Below are 16,532 nucleotides of genomic sequence, written 5' to 3'. Positions count from 1 at the left end.
ATCGCCCAAAGCACACACGAAAACGGATACATCAAGCCAAGAAAAACTTTTTGGAGAAATTCAAAACAGCTTCTAAACGTTCATATATTCCCAGTAAAGAAACATTCATCTGTGATTTTTTACTGGAAAGATACAGGCTCTTCATTTGAGAAACCTTTAATAAAAATATAAATATTATGCGGATTTGTATCAAAAATGCAACCATCGTAAACGAAGGAGAAAAATACGTTGGTACGGTCATTGTTGAAGATGAATTGATTTATGCGGTAATAAAAGGCAATCCTGAACCCCAAACAAAATGTGACAGAGTCATCGATGCCAACGGATATTACCTGATTCCGGGAGTTATTGACGACCATGTACATTTTCGCGAACCCGGTCTGACACATAAGGCTGATATAGCTACAGAAAGTTCTGCAGCTGCAGCAGGAGGTGTCACTTCCTTCATGGATATGCCCAACTGCAAGCCTCAGACCGTCACAATCGAAGCGTTAGAAGAAAAATTCAACCTTGCTTCACAAAAAAGCATTGTCAATTATTCTTTCTACTTTGGGGCAACCAATGACAACACTGATTTGTTTTCCCAATTAGACAAGACACGCGTATGTGGCATAAAACTCTTTATGGGAGCCAGCACAGGCAATATGCTGGTAGAAAAAAGAGAGTCATTGAAACGAATATTTCAAGCTGCTCCCATCTTAATCGCCACACATTGTGAGAATCCTGAAATCATTGAATGGAACACGGAACTTGCCAAAATGAAATTTGGAGAAGATCCCGACATCAAATACCATTCCCGTATCAGAAGCGAAGCAGCGTGTTGGGAATCGACGAAAGAAGCAGTACTTCTGGCACAAGAAACAGGAGCAAGGCTACATGTACTCCATCTCAGCACTGCCCGCGAGTTGAGCTTGTTTACGGACCTTCCGGTTTCGCAGAAACAAATAACGTCAGAAGCATGTGTTTCACATTTGATGTTCTGCGAAGACGATTACGGCAATTATGGGGCTCGCATCAAATGTAATCCGAGTGTCAAGACATCCAAGGATCGTGAAGCTTTACACCGGGCCTTACGCACAAACCTTATTGATGTCATAGCGACAGATCATGCCCCTCATCTGCTTTCGGAAAAAGAAGGGGGAGCACTAAAAGCGGCCTCCGGCATGCCATCCATCCAATTTTCACTGAATTGCATGATGGAATTGGTAAGACAAGGTATATTCACTATAGAACAAATGGTAAATAAAATGTGCCATACACCTGCTGATTTGTTTCAGATAGACAAACGAGGTTACATCCGCCCGGGCTATAAAGCCGATTTGGTTATCCTGAATCCGGAAGCAGAATGGACTGTTACCAAAGACTGCATATTGAGCAAATGCGGGTGGAGTCCGTATGAAGGCCAAACTTTCCATACAAAAGTGGAAAAGACATTTGTCAACGGGAATTTAGTATATACCGATGGACAAGTAAATGAAGCATATCGAGGAGAACCACTCCGTTTTAACCGATAAAAAAACGTATGAAAATTGCAAATACCACTGTCAGCTATACAATCCAGGATTTAGCCGGTTATATCAACTGGATCTATTTTTTCCATGCGTGGGGATTCCAGCCTCGGTTTGCTGCAATAGCAGACATAGCTGGATGTGACACCTGCCAGACGAGATGGGCGGCAAATTTTCCACAAACAGATACAGCTAAAGCTACCGAAGCCATACTTCTGTATAACGAAGCCCAACGCCTGCTGAGACACATGGATGAAAAGTGCAAGATACAGGCAATATACAGGCTCATGGATGCCAATGCTGATAGTGATGATTTATTACTAGACGGAATCAGGTTCCCTCTGCTCCGTCAACAGACACGGATACATCCCAACGCTCCATTTCTCTGTTTAAGCGATTTTGTACGTCCATTGTCACAAGGAATTGTCGATACGGTGGGGGCATTTGCCACCACCGTTGATAATACTTTTGAAAAAAGCTACGCAAACGATACCTATCAGCACTTGCTTGTACAGACCTTAAACGAGCGTCTGGCTGAAGCTGCTGCTGAAAAACTACACGAAACCATTCGGAAAGAAATTTGGGGATATGCCAAAGACGAACATTTGACCCACAAGCAACTGCTGAATGGAGAATATCAAGGTATCCGCCCGGCAGTAGGCTATCCTTCACTTCCAGACCTATCGGTAACGTTTTTACTTAACACGCTGATTGACATGAACAAAATCGGCATCCATCTTACCGAAAACGGCATGATGCGACCACATGCATCGGTATGTGGACTGATGTTCGCGCATCCACAATCACACTATTTTTCCATAGGAAAAATCGACGAACACCAATTGGCTGATTACGCGACACGACGAGGCATGGACAGCAATTATTTACGCAAATTTTTAACCGCCAATTTATAACAACATCCCGACTGATATGATTATATTACGCATTTCATTATTCTTTTTAATCTTGCTGTTATTGCCCGATTGGTATATTTACAGATTCCATATCAAGTATTGCGCAAAACAATGGATAAGAAAACTCTGGTGGATGCCAAGCATCTGTTTGCTGCTAGCCCTGCTTGTTTTTGTTTCTTTCCGCGACTCTTTTCAGCATGCTTTCGGCATTTACCTGATTGTAGCATTATGCATAGCTGTTCCCAAAATGGTATTCATGCTGTGCGACTTACTGATTTATCTTTGTAAAAAGTCTGTTCAATGCTTCATCAAGAAGCCGATGCCATTATCCATCGTACATTTATACAGACTTGCAAGAATCTGTATCCCGTCATCAGCAGCACTTATTACCTGCATTTACATCGTATTCGGGGCTGCTTTCGGAAAAGAGTTTTTCCAAGTCAACAAAGTCACTTTCATATCTCCCGACCTCCCCGATGCTTTTAACGGCTATCGGATCTTACAATTATCCGATATTCATACAGGAAGTTGGGACGACCATGGTGAAGCCTTGCAACGTGCCGTGACATTATGCAATGCCCAATATCCAGACCTGGTCGCCTTTACCGGTGATTTGGTAAATAGCCGTGCTGACGAGATGAAACCTTTTATGACTATTCTATCTCAGTTACATGCCAAAGACGGAGTATATGCCGTGCTGGGCAACCACGATTATGCAACATACACACATTGGGACAGCGAAGCTGAGCGCCTGGCAAATATCGACACCCTCATTTGCAGAGAAAAACAAATGGGATGGGAGGTACTGATGAATGAACATCGCATCTTGTATAGAGGCAATGACTCCATTGCAATAGCAGGTGTCGAGAACAGTGGAAACCCTCCCTTTCCTAATCGGGGGAATCTTCCTAAAGCATTACAGCATACCGATGGAATGTTCAAAATTTTGCTCAGTCACGATCCCACACACTGGAAACGCAATGTTTTGCCCGAAACAGATGTCCAGCTCATGCTTGCCGGTCATACTCATGACATGCAGGTTAATCTGTTCGGATTTTCCTTCTCCAAATTTGTCTATCCGGAACATCGGGGCATGTATCTGGAAAACGGACGCGGCCTTTATGTCAATGTAGGCCTGGGCTTCGTCATGTTCCCCATGCGCCTTGGTGCATGGCCTGAAATAACGGTCATTACCCTCAAAAACAAACAATAAAATAAAAAGATTACAGACACAAAAAAACGATACCGGAACACATTCAACCTAAAAAGATTTATAAACTTAAAAATCATAAACATGAGACTCATTTACATCATCTATCAAATCTGCATTGGATTACCGATTTTCGTAGTAGCCACTATCCTGACAGCCCTAACCACAATGCTAGGATGCTGGTTAGGAAACGGACATTTTTGGGGATATTACCCCGGAAAACTTTGGTCACAACTAACCTGTTTTCTATTTTTGCTCCCCGTAAAAGTAGAAGGACATGAGGTACTGGACAAAAACACCTCGTATGTCTTTGTAGCCAATCATCAAGGAGCATTCGATATATTTCTGATTTATGGATTCTTGGGACGTAACTTTAAATGGATGATGAAAAAAAGCTTACGGAAAATACCATTTGTCGGGAAAGCATGTGAATCAGCCGGCTTTATCTTCGTCGACAAATCCAGTCCGAGAAAGATATACGAAACCATCAAACAAGCAGAAAAAGTGCTACAGGGAGGAACGTCATTGATGGTCTTTCCGGAAGGAGCCCGCACCTATACCGGAAAGATGAATGCTTTCAAGAAAGGAGCTTTCTTCATTGCCGACCAGTTACAAATGCCTGTCGTTCCGATGACTATCAACGGTTCTTTCCAGATTCTGCCACGTACAGGCAAATTGCTCTCCTGGCATCCTATGAAGCTCACCATACACACACCAATCTATCCTATCGGCAAAAAAGGAGAAGAAAACTTGCAAATGTTGATGACAGAATCGTATAAAGAAATAGAAAAAGACTTAAAGTAAGAAGCTGTTTTGAATTTATCGAGCGATGATTTGGGATGAGTTTTTGAGGCATTTTCGCTTCTGTGATGAGGAAGATAGCGGGCTATCTGACGAAGAACAGGAGCGAAAAGGACCAAAAAATCGCCCAAAGCACACACGAAAACAGATACATCAAGCCAAGAAAAACTTTTTGGAGAAATTCAAAACAGCTTCTAAGACGCAGACAAGAAATATCTCCTGTAAAGGTGCGTTTTTATTGTCTATGAAAAAACATACGGCCGTACAAAAACTATACGACCGTATTCAAATCAGATTATATCTGCCGATAGGGCAAACGAATGCACTTCAAGTTATGAATGTCCGTAATAAACCAATTCGACTGAGTTGAAAACGCAGTAGTACTGCATCTGCCGATGAAGTATATATTCAACCGTGAATGCAGTATATATTCATCAGCCGATGAAGTATATATTCATTTTTCAAGGGTATGTATTGACTGTTTACGGACATTCATTTTTCAATTTTTCTCACAGGCGATTGCACAAACAGTTTTCGCCAAGCGGTCGGCTTCATCTGCAGTGCGGGCTTCCGAATATACACGGATAATGGGTTCGGTATTGCTCTTACGCAAGTGTACCCACCCGTCAGCAAAATCAATCTTCACCCCATCGATATCGTTTACCTCTTCATTACGGTAAACTTCCTTCACTTTTTCCAAAATAGCATCAATATCAGTATCCGGCGTCAAATCTATACGATTTTTCGCCATATAATAAGTAGGATAAGAAGCACGCAGTTCACTCACCTTCTTGCCTTCATGAGCCAAATGACTTAAGAACAAAGCTATGCCTACCAGTGCATCCCGACCATAATGGGCAGGCGGATAGATGACACCGCCGTTACCTTCACCGCCGATTACGGCATGTGTCTCTTTCATTTTTGCTACCACATTCACTTCGCCTACTGCCGAAGCATAATATTTCATCCCGTATTTATCAGTTACATCCCGCAATGCACGAGTCGAACTCAAATTGGATACCGTATTGCCTGGTGTATTCTTCAATACATAATCGGCCACTGTAACTAGCGTATACTCCTCGCCATACATTGTTCCATCTTCACAAATCATAGCCAATCGATCCACATCCGGGTCTACTACAAAAGCCACATCCAATTCTTTTTTCCGCATCAACTGCATGATATCACCTAGATTTTTCTCCAAGGGCTCAGGATTATGCTGGAAAATTCCTGTAGGTTCGCAATACAATTTCTCTACATAATCCACTCCCAAACGCTCCAGCAATTGTGGAAGAATGATACCACCTACCGAATTTACACAATCAATTGCGACACGAAAACCTGCTTCACGGATAGCCTTGCTATCTACTAAAGGCAAAGACAAGACGTGCTCGATATGCTTTTCACCATAACTCAAATCCTCCGTATAGAGCCCTATCGAATCAATATCGGCGTATTCAAAGTCTTCTGCTTCGGCTATGCGGAGCACTTCTTTCCCCTCTTCAGCATTCAAGAACTCACCACGTTCGTTCAACAATTTAAGTGCATTCCACGGTTTCGGATTGTGGCTGGCAGTCAGAATAATTCCACCACAGGCTTTTGCCATCGTCACCGCCAATTCGGTAGTAGGAGTAGAAGCCAATCCTATATCAACGACATCAAAACCCATACCCATCAAAGTGCCACACACCACTTTCCGCACCATCTCACCCGATACACGGGCATCACGTCCCACCACAATGCGATTGCTTTGTAAAGAAGAAATACGACGAATCAGTGTAGCGTATGCAGAAGTAAATTTTACGATATCCAACGGGGTCAGCCCTTCTCCTGCTTTTCCCCCGATAGTTCCCCTGATACCGGAGATTGATTTTATCAAAGTCATCGTTTATTAAGTTTTTGGGTTTATAATTTCTCACCAACATTCAGGCAATGTCTTGGGTTGTCCTCCCTGACAAACGGAACAGACATTACAACATAAGGCGGATGTGCCAAAACAAAAATCAACGTTCATTTTGATAATCCCATTCCATTCTGACACACCAGCCTTCTTATTTACCTAAATTATAAGTAATCTCGTAATAACACGGGTATACATAACGGCTCGCATTTCTAGTCCCTTCAGCGTGAGGAACTATCAGACGTACACGAGCCACATCAGTCGACGAAGATGTACGCGAAGGTTTTACATACCGCAAAGGCAATAACCAGCCCGTCGGTACCGAAGTTGTCTGGTAAATGGAATACATAATATAACTCTGCGTAAAAGCTGCCGAATAAGAATCACCATCAATGGTAAGCTTATATTCTTCGGGATGAAGCATATACATTGGAAGCGACCACGATGAGTTTACAAAATAAAGCGGATAATTGTACAGATTCGTATTACCAGTCAGCGTATCACCCAAACTGAACAGTTCATCACGATCCTGCATCGCAATCTCAAAATAACGGGAAAGTATGGAATACGACCCATCTGCCAAGACAGAAGTACCCTGCCCTTTCTTCACGATATTCATATACACACCGCTTTCATCAAAAAGCACAAACTGATTCTCGTTGGTCATTGTATCTTGGGCATAGAATTCGCTTTCGCTTATTATTTCATAATCGTGCGTACTAATCCATGCATTGATTGCATCAATTTCATCATCTCTCAGTTCAGCATACGTCTTGCTATCGTCACAACTTTGGAATAACAAAGTCCCGATAGCCAATACTGTTACAAACAATCTTATCCTTTTCATTCTTCTTGCTATAAATTTGTGGCGGCAAATTTAATAAAATGGCAGTAATAAACGAAAATTCAAAGAGATTTTATCATTAAATGAAGTGATTTAAACTTATTTCAGAACATGAATATCACATCAGCATAGAAACCGTTGCATGCGAACCGGGTCATTCATTTTCTTGGAGGCATTCCAATGCATTAAAGGGAAGCTGTAGCTTTTCTCTTTTTAAAGCAGAAGGTAAAGACATACGGTCAGCATCAGAAATCCGTAATCTTTGCGTTACAAAAAAACTGCTGCCTGCCAAACACTGATAAAAGCGTTAGCAGACAGCAATAAGTGTTATATCGTTATGCCATTACATCAAATTGTCTGATGGTTGATACAAATCCCCTTCAGATACCATTCATACAAACGATGAATTCCCTCGTCTATCTCCACTTGATGATGCCACCCCAAGCTATGAAGCTTCGTTACGTCCGTCAACTTACGCATCGTTCCGTCTGGCTTAGAAGAATCCCAACGCAACTCACCCTTAAAGCCGATTTCTTTTACAATCTTCTCAGCCAGTTCCCGGATGGACAGTTCCTTGCCCGTACCTACATTGATATGACAATTACGGATTTCTGTCTCGCCATTCTTGTAAGTATCTTTAAAATCTACATTCAATAATACGTGTACACTGGCATCTGCCATCTCTTCACTCCACAGGAACTCACGCAAAGGCTTGCCTGTACCCCATAAAGTTACAGCTTCGGGCGCAATGCCAAACTTTGCCAGTTTTCCTAAGATTTCTTCGTCCGTATTATTTCCATTTACTCCTTCTACAGGGCGCAAGTTTATGTCTTTACGCACAGCATCCCACTTGCCTTCATTCAGGCACTTTGCAAGATAGACCTTGCGAATCATTGCCGGAAGCACATGACTGTTTTCCAAGTGAAAGTTGTCATTCGGCCCATAAAGGTTTGTAGGCATAACGGCAATGTAATTCGTACCATATTGCAAGTTGAAACTTTCACACATCTTTAAGCCGGCTATTTTAGCAATGGCATAAGGTTCGTTCGTATATTCCAAAGGAGAAGTGAGCAGTACTTCTTCCTTCATCGGTTGGGGAGCTTCACGCGGATAGATACAGGTACTACCCAAAAACAGAAGCTTCTTGACGCCATGACGAAAGCTTTCACCGATGACATTCTGCTGTATTTGAAGATTCTGGTAAATAAAGTCTGCACGGTAATGCAAGTTCGCCATAATGCCTCCTACATGTGCGGCAGCCAATACTACAGCATCAGGCTGTTCTTCATCGAAAAAACGTTTTACAGCCACTCCATCCAACAGGTCCAGTTCCTTATGACTACACCCTACCAAGTTCATATACCCCCGTTGCTGAAGATTATTCCAAATAGCCGATCCAACTAATCCATGATGTCCGGCAACATATATTTTTGATGATTTGTCCAACATATTCTTTTTTGTTGACAAGCCGACAAAGTATCAGAAAACGAGGCATTACCTGTCAAATACCATTACATCCTTGTCAATTCGTTATCTGACACCTTGTCAACTTAAAATTATTCTTCTTTATCCATTTCTGCTTTCAGATGAAGTTTCCTTACAAACTTCATGTCATGCTCAGCCATTATACGTACCAACTCAGGGAAAGATGTTTTTGTCGGATTCCAGCCTAATGTTTCTTTGGCCTTGGTCGGATCTCCTAAAAGCTGCTCCACTTCACACGGGCGGAAATACTTCGGATCAACTTCTACCAATACACGTCCTGTTTCCCGGTCAATACCTTTTTCGTCAACACCACTTCCCTGCCATTCCAAATCAATACCCAGGTAATGGAATGCCAGCGTACAGAACTCTCGTACCGTATGCATCTCACCGGTTGCTATCACAAAGTCTTCTGGTTTATCATTCTGGAGGATAAGCCACATGCACTCTACATAATCTTTAGCATATCCCCAATCACGTTTCGCGTCAAGATTGCCTAAATACAGTTTATCTTGAAACCCTTGCTTGATACGTGCAGCCGCAAGCGTAATCTTACGTGTCACGAAATTTTCTCCACGCCGCTCACTTTCATGATTGAACAGGATACCGTTTACAGCAAACATACCATAACTTTCACGATAGTTTTTCGTTATCCAAAAACCATACTGCTTTGCCACTCCATAGGGTGAACGCGGATAAAAAGGAGTCGTTTCTTTTTGGGGAATTTCCTGAACCTTTCCAAAAAGTTCAGATGTGGAAGCCTGATAAATACGGCAAGTTTTGTCGAGTCCGCAGATTCGAACCGCCTCTAATAAACGAAGCGTGCCGATGGCATCAGCCTCGGCTGTGTATTCAGGTACATCAAAAGAGACCTTTACGTGGCTCTGTGCTGCCAGATTATAGATTTCCGTAGGATGAATGTCACTGATGATACGAATCAACGAACTGGAATCTGTCATATCGCCCCAATGAAGATTCACCAAACGGTTTTTCTTCATATCACGTACCCATTCGTCCAGATACAAATGCTCGATACGTCCTGTATTGAATGACGAAGAACGGCGTAAAATACCATGCACTTCATAGCCTTTCTCTATCAAAAACTCAGCAAGGTAAGAACCGTCTTGTCCTGTTATACCGGTGATTAATGCTACTTTTCTCATAATTCCAAAATCTTTTCGGACAAAGGTAATCTTTATTTCTGTAAAAGCCAAACAGATGTGTTACTATCAGTCAGTCTCTCCGAAAAATATCACGGGTATACACTTTATACCGGACATCGTCAAGACATGCATCATAGCGATTAGCAATAATAGCCTGGCTCTGGCGCTTGAAAAGTTCCAAATCATTTACAACCCGGCTTCCAAAAAAAGTGCTCCCATCTTTCAATGTCGGCTCATAAATTATTACAATTGCACCTTTAGCCTTCACACGTTTCATGACCCCTTGGATACTGCTTTGCCGAAAATTATCACTATGGCTTTTCATTGTAAGACGAAAAACACCTATTGTACATTGCCGTTCTTCATCAGGATTATAATCACTCCGGTTATAATAATCGTAATATCCTGCCTTATGCAAGACTCTATCGGCAACAAAATCCTTACGTGTACGATTGCTTTCCACTATTGCCTGTATCAAATTTTCAGGCACATCCGCATAGTTGGCAAGAAGCTGTTTGGTATCTTTAGGCAGGCAATAACCTCCATAGCCAAAACTTGGATTATTATAATGACTTCCAATGCGCGGATCCAGACAGACCCCATTGATTATCGCCTTTGTATCCAATCCTTTCATTTCAGCATAAGTATCCAATTCATTAAAGTATGATACCCTCAAAGCCAGGTAAGTATTGGCAAACAGTTTCACGGCTTCCGCCTCTGTCAATCCCATGAACAATGTATCAATATTCTCTTTAAGAGCACCTTCCTGAAGTAAAGCGGCAAAAGTATGTGCAGCTTTGTCCAAACGGGCGTCTCCTTCAGGACGTCCCACAATGATGCGGCTAGGGTAAAGATTATCATAAAGCGCTTTGCTTTCCCGCAGAAATTCGGGAGAAAATATGATGTTATTATTTCCCAACTTCTTACGGATGTTTTCGGTATATCCTACTGGTATCGTACTCTTAATGACCATAATCGCATCCGGATTGACCTGCATAACCAACTTAATGACTTCTTCTACATGGCTGGTATCGAAATAGTTCTTTATCGGGTCATAATTGGTCGGAGCTGCAATAATCACAAAATCAGCATCACTATATGCTTTAACCCCATCCAATGTAGCAGTAAGGTTCAGTTTTTTCTCCAACAGGTATTTTTCTATGTAATCATCCTGAATGGGTGATTTCCGCTGATTAATCAATTCCACTTTTTCCGGAACGATATCAACCGCCGTGACCTGATGGTGCTGACTCAGCAGTGTGGCAATAGAAAGGCCTACATAGCCTGTCCCAGCCACAGCTATTTTCAAATCTTTCATAATAATAACGATTTAAAGACAAAATCGCACCAGTTTACATTACTCTGCGAAGAATACATGCAGAAAAGTGTAAACTGATGCGACATGCGTATAAGTGTTGATTATAATTCTTAATTATTTGTTGCTTTTTTGCTTTTGGGCTTCGGAATATCCATATCCGTATCCATAACCATAGCCATATGCCTTGCCACCATATCCGTACTTTGCACCATATCCATAACCATAACTGTTTTTCCGTTTGCTCATGTCTATGTCATTAATAACAGTGGCAAGTACAGGGAATTTCTTCCCATCACGCAAAACATTAATATACCGATACCCAGCCTTCGGGGTCACATCTGCACGGCAAACATACACACACATGTCTGCCACACGTCCGATAATCGCAGTATCAGTAACCATGGCAATCGGCGCAGTATCCAGAATTATATAATCATAACGCTGCTTTAACTGCTCGATAGCCCGGTCCAGAACATCACGAGCCACCAGTTCTGTCGGATTGGGTGGAACAGGACCACCTGGCAAGATATCTAAATTCTCGCTAATATCCGAATGTTGAATCATATCGAAAATATTCACATGATTCGGATCCGCCAAATAATTAGTAATACCTTCTGCACGACGAGAAAGATTGAATACCTTATTCAATCCCGGCTTACGGATATCCATACCTACAATAATCGTTTTCTTTCCTAAGAAAGCAAGACTGACAGCTGTATTGCCGGCAACAAACGATTTACCTTCACCTGGCTGAGTAGAAGAAAAGAGAATCACTTTTTTATCTTTAGGCAACATGAAGAGTAAATTGGTACGCAAGCCACGAAATGTTTCTTCCATAATATCGTTTTTATTCTCCCGTACAACAATCGCTCCTTTTTCCGGTTTTTTGCAGCGTGGAAGTTCTGCAATAATAGGAATATCTGTCAAGTGTTCTACATCTTCACGGTTTTCAATTTTGTACTTCAACATGTCACGCAGATAAATAATTCCGACAGGAATTCCCAATCCCAAAATCAATGCGGCAAGTGCGATGATTTTCTTTTTCGGAGAAACAGGATCCTTATCTGCCAAAGCATCTTCAATAATCCGCCCGTTATTGGCTGTAGCCGCAAGGGTTATAGCATTTTCCTCACGCTTTTGCAAAAGCATCGTATAAAGTGCCGCCTTGATTTCCTGCTGACGGGCAATGCTCAGGAACTCTTTCTCCTGCAAAGGAGCATTACTGATGCGTCCTTCAAATTTACGTGCCTGACGGTCTATGTCTATTTTTGCAATATTCAGACCTTTCAATACACTTTCAACAGTAGTCTGAACACTATGCCGCATGGCTTCTATCCCCGCATTCATATTAATAACAGCAGGGTTACTTTCAGAAGAAGTACGTAACAAACGGTTACGTTCGATAATCATCGTATTATACTGGTCAATTACCGATGAAAGGTTCTGATCCTGCAACCCGACATTTGAAGGGATAACCTCTCCATTGTTTTGAGGATCATTTATGTAATTCTTCAAGAATTCTACCAGCTGGATTTGCGTAGCATTTTCTACACGCTGCTGTCCATACTTAGAACTTTCTTCCAAAGCCAATTGCGCATCACTGGTAAGATCTGTCAATCCCGAACGCTGTTTAAAATCAGCCAATTCCGTCTCGGCTGTACCCAATTCGCGATTGATAATTCCAATGCGTTCTTCAATAAATTCAGCTGTTTTCTGTGCCACTTCATTTTTTTCATCATTTGCATCGCGGTTATAGAAAGCCACCAGGCAATTAATAAAATCCACAGCACGTTGTTTATCCGTATTCTGTATTCCGATTTGAGCTATTGTTGTGGTTTTCGAAGTCGCTTCCACGGTCAGGTTCTCCATATATCCATTCGCGGTAGACGTCGGAGCATTAATATACGCAACCAGTCTCATATCTTCTTCCATAGGCTCTGGAAGCGAGTCGTTTTTAACGAAGTTCACCACTCCGACAGGAGTTGGAAGTACAGCCGGAAGTTTATCAAATGTTTTACTGATTTCTTCCTCTTCTTCTTCAAGAGTGTATTCGGCCTCCACATTCAATTTGCCATCAAGCGTATATTTCATTTTCAGCTTAACAGGTGCCTCCAATTTATCAGCTTCTTCAGGCGTCATGAAAACATTGACAGGAGAAGTCTTATACAAAGGAATATTATAACCGCTCATGCGGTCTTCGGCTATACTGATATACAACCGTAATTCATTTACTGCCTTTTTGATAAGAGTACGTGAATGCAGAATTTCCACCTCATTATCAAAATTATTAGTCATGGAAAACATTCCAAGGTCTTGTATAGCAGCCAAAGGCGATGTAGCAGAAGTACTACCTTTTTGTTCTTCTTCTTTAATTAAAACAGCCGCCGTAACATTGTATACTGGCGCCTGATAGCGCAGATAAAGGAAAGCCAATATCAAACAGACAATTACACTTATGACAAACCACGGCCAATAAGCAAGGTATTTGAAAAAAATAGCATATAGATTGATAGCATTTTCTTCATTGTTTTGTTCATTGATGTTTTGTTCTTCCATAGATGTTTTTTTCTAACTTTTTTATCCGTTGAATTAATTGAGAATATTGACTAGCAAACTTGCGATAGATACCAAGATTGAAGTTGCCGATATAACCGTAGTGGTCGTATTACCGATATCTGAGTTTTTCGCCTTTGTCTTATTGGGAGTAACATAAATGACATCATTTTGCCGGAGATAGAAATAAGGTGAAAGGACGATGTCACTTTTCGTCAAATCAAGCTCTACGATTTCCCGTTTGCCATTGGGTTCTTCACGAATCAGCTTCACATTCGTACGTACACCGTAAACCGTCATATCCCCTGCCATAGCAAGAGCTTCCAACACATTAACCTTTTCGTTACTAACCGTAAAAGAACCAGGGCGTGCAACTTCACCCAACACTGATATCTTATAATTTGCCATACGGACGGTTACAATCGGAGCTTCTTTCAGATAAGGTTTCAACCGTTCGCGAATCATATTCTCCGCTTCATTCTTAGTCAACCCTCCTACTTTCAACCTTCCGAGGACTGGAAAATCAATTTCTCCCTGATTGCTTACAAGATATTGTTGCAAGGTTGGCTGGGTAGTCGTGTTGATATTAGTCAACGCCGCATTCAAAGGAGTCTGCACAGTCAAATTAAATGGAGCAGCCGCCTGAGGATCGGTCGTATTCACTGTAATACTTAACAAATCTTTAGGCATGATTTTCGCATCATAAAGGGGGATTTCCGTTCCCAGTTCATTTACAATTTCAGGATTCTGCAAGTAAGGTACACTTTTATAAGAGGTACATCCTGCCAGCAATGCCATAATAGCAAATGCGAAAAGTGTTTGTTTGAGTTTCATCTTATGTTCTTTAAAAATATTAATTGCCTCTATTTTTCCAATAATACTTAGTCACTGTATCAGCCCGACATTATTGTTTAAGTAAACAATCTTTTCAAAAAGCCCTTTCGTGATTTCTTGTCATCCTGTTCGTCCGTTTCGTAGCGGTCCAACAAATCTTCATACGAAAGACGCTTGGTTACCATTTCATAAATAGTGCCCCAATCAGGCAATCCTCCCAAATTACGGTCATCTATGAACAAATCCACTTTCAATTTGCGCGAATAATGATTGTTCTGTTGCTTTTCTTCCTCCGGATAGTCACGGTTGACTGCATAAAAGACCAATCCCCGCTGGCGGCAAAATTCAACAGCCTCATCCAAAAGCTTCCCTTCACGCACACTCCAAAGAATCAGCTTATGCTTTTCCGCAGCCAGTTTTTTTAGAGTTTCAATAGCAAAAGGTATCTCTGCACCAATGGCGGGATATTTATGCTCTACAATAGTTCCATCAAAATCTACAGCTATAAGCATATCAATTACTCATTATTTAATTTAAGGAACCGGTATAAAAAGTTCTGACTCCTTACCTATTCAAAACATTACTTTTTAATCTAATTTGTCCCTGCATATTAACCAATATGACACGTGTGCGCAAAGATACAACTTTTTTCATTATTGACAAAATTTTCAAACAATAATAATTGAAGTATCAAATCTCTCGCCTCTCGCTTCCAATATCCTATCAATCTTTTAGAGCCTGTTACTTTCAATGCACTTTTATCCCATCAAGTATTTGCAGCAACGAATCGCGCACAACGGCAAATTGCTCCTTATTATCCTCACTTACAGGCTTTTTAGGTTGCGACTTGATAGTAAGAGGATTAACGGGGGTACCATTATCATAAACACGGAAATCAAGGTGTGGCCCAGTAGACAACCCCGTGCTCCCAACGTAGCCAATCACTTCTTTCTGCTTTACTTCCGAGCCCACCTGGATTCCTTTAGCAAATCCCGAGAGATGCATATAAGTGGTAGTATAGCGGCTATTGTGACGAATCTTCAGGTAGTTTCCTGCCCCACCCGCCTGGTAAGCTTTAGCTATCACCTTTCCCTTGCCTATAGCATACACAGGCGTACCCTTCGGAGCAGCATAATCCACACCATGATGGGCACGATAACGGCGCAATACCGGATGGAATCGGCTATTCGAAAAGCGTGACGAGATGCGATAATAATCCAACGGAGCCTTCAAGAACTCACCCTCCAGGCTATTCCCGTCAGCATTGTAATACAATTCCTCACCATCCTGCACAAAGGGAATAGCATAATACACACTATCTTCGTGCGAAAATGAGGCTGCCAGCACACGGAAGTTCTGCAATTCCCTTCCTTCTACGGTTTCCTGTTCATACCACACACGGAACTCGTCTTCTTTTTGCAACCCGAAAAAGTCAATGCTCCAGCCGAAGATATTCGAAAGGTCAAGGGCAAGCTGCGGGGAGGTTCCGCACTGCTGCATCGCCACCCACAACGATGTTTTTACCCTTCCTCCTACAGTCTTACGCTCCCACGTCACTGGATTTTCACCGCGCTTCACACCGTAATCACCTTTCAGGTCAAAGACGATATATGACTTCGGACTTTCCTCGTAAACAAAGTACACCGTCTGTGGAATGCTATCGCGGGTCGTAAAAACGGCGTATGCCTGCCCATCTTTTACCTTACGGACATCGAATACACCTTCTGCTTTCTTGGTAAGCCGGTGTACTTCACCTACCGACAAACCATGCTTCCGCAAGATAATCGAGAGGTTCTGTCCCGGTTCTACAAGTCCGTACTTAATGTCGTAAAGCGAAACAGGTATCCCATATTTCCGCACGATATTGTCGACTTCTACCGAATCAGTTACCGCAACTTCGTCCAACGGTTGCGCCATATGATGCATATAATAAAAAGTCCCGCCAACCGCCAGCACAACAGCTACGACTCCGGCTATGAATATATTTCGTTTGTTCATAATTTAT

The 16,532-nt window shown here is 41.9% G+C and carries 14 protein-coding genes; 5 read left to right on the top strand and 9 right to left on the bottom strand.

The genetic code is table 11. The features are described from left to right. Positions 1-173: 173 nt before the first annotated feature. The 5 genes from H9625_RS03120 to H9625_RS03100 all read left to right on the top strand — a co-directional run bounded on the left by H9625_RS03120 (position 174) and on the right by H9625_RS03100 (position 4,803). Positions 174-1,514 (top strand): dihydroorotase, encoded by a 1,341-nt coding sequence (locus tag H9625_RS03120; protein ID WP_191762976.1) that lies wholly within the window; start codon positions 174-176, stop codon positions 1,512-1,514. A gap of 8 nt (positions 1,515-1,522) precedes the next feature. Further along, a complete protein-coding gene (locus H9625_RS03115) occupies positions 1,523-2,422 on the top strand; it encodes a vitamin B12 dependent-methionine synthase activation domain-containing protein (RefSeq protein ID WP_191762971.1) in 900 nt (299 codons plus the stop codon). A gap of 16 nt (positions 2,423-2,438) precedes the next feature. Next, positions 2,439-3,635 carry a metallophosphoesterase gene (locus H9625_RS03110; RefSeq protein WP_087407210.1) on the top strand — a complete coding sequence of 399 codons (1,197 nt, stop codon included), beginning with the start codon at positions 2,439-2,441 and terminating at the stop codon, positions 3,633-3,635. Between the two features lie 81 nt (positions 3,636-3,716). Next, positions 3,717-4,436, top strand: a complete 720-nt coding sequence (locus H9625_RS03105) for a lysophospholipid acyltransferase family protein (RefSeq protein ID WP_022040164.1) — start codon at positions 3,717-3,719, stop codon at positions 4,434-4,436. A 25-nt stretch (positions 4,437-4,461) separates the two neighbouring features. Then, positions 4,462-4,803, top strand: a complete 342-nt coding sequence (locus H9625_RS03100) for a hypothetical protein (protein WP_158100106.1) — start codon at positions 4,462-4,464, stop codon at positions 4,801-4,803. Between the two features lie 129 nt (positions 4,804-4,932). Here the strand turns inward: H9625_RS03100 and glmM are convergent, their stop codons facing one another. From glmM to H9625_RS03055, 9 genes are all read right to left on the bottom strand, one after another. Beyond that, positions 4,933-6,318 (bottom strand): phosphoglucosamine mutase, encoded by a 1,386-nt coding sequence (gene glmM / locus H9625_RS03095; protein ID WP_022040165.1) that lies wholly within the window; start codon positions 6,316-6,318, stop codon positions 4,933-4,935. A 166-nt stretch (positions 6,319-6,484) separates the two neighbouring features. Then, positions 6,485-7,180 (bottom strand): DUF4827 domain-containing protein, encoded by a 696-nt coding sequence (locus H9625_RS03090; protein ID WP_022040166.1) that lies wholly within the window; start codon positions 7,178-7,180, stop codon positions 6,485-6,487. A gap of 345 nt (positions 7,181-7,525) precedes the next feature. Next, the gene (locus tag H9625_RS03085) at positions 7,526-8,626 is read right to left on the bottom strand and encodes a GDP-L-fucose synthase family protein (RefSeq protein ID WP_191762970.1); all 1,101 of its coding nucleotides are present in this window, start codon (positions 8,624-8,626) and stop codon (positions 7,526-7,528) included. 107 nt (positions 8,627-8,733) lie between these two features. Beyond that, a complete protein-coding gene (gene gmd / locus H9625_RS03080) occupies positions 8,734-9,822 on the bottom strand; it encodes a GDP-mannose 4,6-dehydratase (protein ID WP_022040168.1) in 1,089 nt (362 codons plus the stop codon). A gap of 70 nt (positions 9,823-9,892) precedes the next feature. Then, positions 9,893-11,140 (bottom strand): nucleotide sugar dehydrogenase, encoded by a 1,248-nt coding sequence (locus tag H9625_RS03075; RefSeq protein ID WP_275532081.1) that lies wholly within the window; start codon positions 11,138-11,140, stop codon positions 9,893-9,895. Positions 11,141-11,254: 114 nt separating this feature from the next. Next, the gene (locus H9625_RS03070; RefSeq protein ID WP_191762969.1) at positions 11,255-13,696 is read right to left on the bottom strand and encodes a GumC family protein; all 2,442 of its coding nucleotides are present in this window, start codon (positions 13,694-13,696) and stop codon (positions 11,255-11,257) included. 33 nt (positions 13,697-13,729) lie between these two features. After that, a complete protein-coding gene (locus H9625_RS03065; RefSeq protein ID WP_022040171.1) occupies positions 13,730-14,527 on the bottom strand; it encodes a polysaccharide biosynthesis/export family protein in 798 nt (265 codons plus the stop codon). Between the two features lie 77 nt (positions 14,528-14,604). Further along, positions 14,605-15,039: a BT0820 family HAD-type phosphatase gene (locus H9625_RS03060; protein WP_087209902.1), complete on the bottom strand. Its 435-nt coding sequence runs from the start codon at positions 15,037-15,039 to the stop codon at positions 14,605-14,607. A gap of 235 nt (positions 15,040-15,274) precedes the next feature. Continuing rightward, positions 15,275-16,525 (bottom strand): peptidoglycan DD-metalloendopeptidase family protein, encoded by a 1,251-nt coding sequence (locus tag H9625_RS03055; protein ID WP_022040173.1) that lies wholly within the window; start codon positions 16,523-16,525, stop codon positions 15,275-15,277. Between the last annotated feature and the right edge of the window lie 7 nt (positions 16,526-16,532).

Source organism: Phocaeicola intestinalis (assembly GCF_014837065.1).
Lineage (GTDB): Bacteria > Bacteroidota > Bacteroidia > Bacteroidales > Bacteroidaceae > Phocaeicola > Phocaeicola intestinalis.
Note: the sequence above shows the minus strand (reverse complement) of the source record. Positions and strands in the feature narration are given on the sequence as shown.